Origin of the sequence: Acinetobacter sp. YH12112, assembly GCF_013418945.1 — a bacterium.
GTDB classification, from domain to species: Bacteria; Pseudomonadota; Gammaproteobacteria; order Pseudomonadales; family Moraxellaceae; genus Acinetobacter; species Acinetobacter indicus.
In genome coordinates this window covers 1-3,158 of the sequence record NZ_VPBA01000076.1, presented here as the reverse complement: position 1 = coordinate 3,158, position 3,158 = coordinate 1, and the positions used below count along the sequence as shown (strand labels likewise).

Below are 3,158 nucleotides of genomic sequence, written 5' to 3'. Positions count from 1 at the left end.
TGTTCCATTTTAGAGATTTGTTTAAGATAAGATATAACTCATTGAGATGTGTCATAGTATTCGTCGTTAGAAAACAATTATTGTGACATTATTTCAATGAGTTATCTATTTTTGTCGTGTACAGAGAATATTATTTTAAAAATGCTCTTGCATAAGAGCTATTAATTTTCTCTTTTTCGTTTAGTTCATTTGCAGCATAAAATACAAGATTTGGATTTTTAAGCAACTCTCTTCCATATGCAACAAAATCACAAAAACTATTTTCAAGAAGATATTCACCCTCTTTTGCTGTTGTTATTAAACCAACAGCAATAACAGGAATATCTACACTTTTTTTAATCTCTTTTGCCCAATTAGCTTGATAAAATGGTTCAATTTTTGGTATCTTATCTGGATTTTCTATATTTCCACCACTTGAAACATGAATACAATCAACTCCAACTTTTTCTAACTCTTTACATAAATAAATAGAGTCTTCTATATTCCATCCATTTTGCATCCATTCATCAGCACTAATTCTAACAATAAGGGGTAATTTTACCCTATTTTTTATCTCTTTTGCAGTTTCAATTACTAATCTACACCTATTTTCTAAACTTCCACCATAAATATCATCTCTTTTATTTGTTAAAGGTGATAAAAATTCACACAACAAATATCCATGAGCAGCGTGAAGTTCTACTGAATCATAATTTGCTTTTTCGGCTCTAATTGCAGCATTTACAAACAACTCTTTTATTTTTGTTATCTCTTCAAGACTTAACGCTTTTGGAACTTTATATGGTGATTTTTGACTAAAAGCAATTGAGCTTGGAGCTACACAAATATCATCAACAACTTCAGATTTTCTTCCTGCATGAGCTAATTGTATAGAACTTTTTGCTCCAAATAAGTGTAACTTCTCATTCATTTTTTTATGATTTTCAATTAAAGAATCATCCCAAAGTCCTAATTCAAAAGATGAAACTCTTCCTTTTGGCTCAACTGATGCTGGTTCAACAATAATTAAACCAACATCAGCCATTGCTCTTGAAGTATAGTGAAACATATGGAAATCTTTTAATTCTCCACTATTATCACTTTTATACATACACATAGGTGGCATTACAACTCTATTTTTTAGTTCCAAATCACCTATTTTACCTTTGTTTAATAATAAACTCATTATAGCTCCTTAAATTAAATATATCAAATTATATATACACTAAACTTAAAATTCTCTCTTAAAGTATCTTCAAATTTAGCTAACTCTTTATTTAAATCCAAATCTCCTTTAAAAATATCATGCATAGAGTAAGTTTTAAAGGTTCTAATCCAACAAATTGAAAAGTTTTATGAGTAGCAACATTTGCTTCATCTAGTGATAATCCATCAAAAAAACCATCAGGATTGTTAAACTCACTTTTTGGACAATTATATGTCAAGCTTAGCATATATTTTTTGCCTTTTAGTAATCCACCACTTCCATAAGTTTTGCTATCATCGTTTTTGCTTCTTCCGTCGTTTGCATAGTGTCTTCCTTGAGTAAAAGTCTCATCGAAATATTTTTTTGTAATCCAAGGAACACCCATCCAATAAACAGGATATTGAAACAACACATAATCAGCCCACTCAAACTTCTCACACTCCTCTTTTATATCGTAACCCTTATCTATATTTGTATATTTTATAAGAAAGTTATTTTCTTTGAAAAATTGTGTCGCTTTTTCTAAAATCTTTTCAGTTAATTCACCTTTTGCAACATTTTCATAATATTGGTGTCCATTTAAAATTAAAACTTTTTTCATTTTGTACTCCTTTTAAATTATTCAACAATTATATATAATCAAACTTAACTTTTATATCGATTAAGGCTTTATACAAAGTTTGCAAAAACCACTTGCAACAACTTGAAATTAGAGTAATTACCCTAGCAACCACTCTAGCACCAGCTATTATCTGTTTTTCTAATTTTAAATATCTTTTATCGATAAAAGCCTATACTCTATCTCATAATCTTTATACTCTTGAATTAATTTTTGAGATTTCAAAACTAAAGCCTGATAGTTTATCCGTTTTTCATTTAGTTTTACTTCACAAATTAGAAGTTTCTTATCAATATCATCGATAGCAACTATATCTATCTCATTTTGATTATTTCTCTCCCAATATGAGCCAATAGAAGTGAAAGTTTGTTTCTCTTTTAAGAGTTCCACAAAAAGTTTTTCAAGGAATTTTCCTTGAAAAGTTGAGATATCTCTATAGATAATCTCTTTTAATCTATCGAAATTTTCAGCTTCGATTAGTGATTGGTATTTAAAAATAAATCTAAACCAAAAGGATAAAAAATTATCAACTATCTCATATTTTTGTACTTTTGAGTTTGGTTTAGCATTTATTGGTTTAATTGATTTTATGATGTTATAGTCATTTTCAAGTCGTGATAAATGTCCTGAAATATTTCTTTCCAAAATTGATTCTATTTCACTTCTTGATGTTTTTGAATCAGAGATTAAAGCTAAAATAGAAAAATATGTTCCATACTCTTTTCCAAACTCTTCAATAAGTCTATTTTTTCCCTCTTCCAAAAATATTGAGTTTGGATCAATAATTGTATCTATCATAGATTTTAAATCAAAACTACTGTTTAAGATAAATAGTTCTATATATTTTGCAACTCCACCACTTAGCAAATAAAAATCAAGTAAATTTTTATTTGAATAAGAGTTGTAATCTTTTAAAATCTCCTTTAATACACTTACTTTCAAAGGTTTTAAATCTATTTCCCTTAGATAAGTCTTGGAAAAGTAAGCGTCCATTACCCATAACGATGATTGGAGATGCTGCTCATTTGATGCCTCCTTTTGCAGGACAAGGCGTAAACAGTGGGTTGATGGATGCCTTGATATTGTCGGATAATCTGACCAATGGGAAATTTAACAGCATTGAAGAGGCTATTGAAAATTATGAACAGCAAATGTTTGCTTATGGAAGAGAAGCACAGGCAGAATCAATAATAAACGAAACGGAAATGTTCAGCCTCGACTTTTCTTTCCAAAAACTAATGAATCTATAAAACAGAAAGGCGAGGAAATGAAAGAGAAAATAGTTAAAAAAAACGGAATAAGACTTTTTACCGAAAGTTTTGGATGTGAAAAAGATCCGGCAATACTCTTGAT

Annotated in this window: 3 protein-coding genes and 1 pseudogene; 1 reads left to right on the top strand and 3 read right to left on the bottom strand. The window is 29.0% G+C overall.

Going from position 1 to position 3,158, the window contains the following annotated elements:
* Positions 1-130: 130 nt before the first annotated feature.
* The 3 genes from FTU50_RS15010 to FTU50_RS15000 all read right to left on the bottom strand — a co-directional run bounded on the left by FTU50_RS15010 (position 131) and on the right by FTU50_RS15000 (position 2,603).
* The gene (locus tag FTU50_RS15010) at positions 131-1,165 is read right to left on the bottom strand and encodes a tRNA-dihydrouridine synthase (RefSeq protein ID WP_169538918.1); all 1,035 of its coding nucleotides are present in this window, start codon (positions 1,163-1,165) and stop codon (positions 131-133) included.
* Positions 1,166-1,256: 91 nt separating this feature from the next.
* Positions 1,257-1,787, bottom strand: coding sequence for an NAD(P)H-dependent oxidoreductase (locus FTU50_RS15005; RefSeq protein WP_218944953.1), 531 nt, complete (start codon positions 1,785-1,787; stop codon positions 1,257-1,259).
* A 165-nt stretch (positions 1,788-1,952) separates the two neighbouring features.
* Positions 1,953-2,603: a DUF234 domain-containing protein gene (locus tag FTU50_RS15000; RefSeq protein WP_218944954.1), complete on the bottom strand. Its 651-nt coding sequence runs from the start codon at positions 2,601-2,603 to the stop codon at positions 1,953-1,955.
* Positions 2,604-2,758: 155 nt separating this feature from the next.
* On the opposite strand from FTU50_RS15000, the pseudogene FTU50_RS14995 reads away from it, so the two are divergent.
* Positions 2,759-3,055: pseudogene (locus FTU50_RS14995) on the top strand (FAD-dependent oxidoreductase); the annotation flags it as partial.
* Positions 3,056-3,158: the final 103 nt, after the last annotated feature.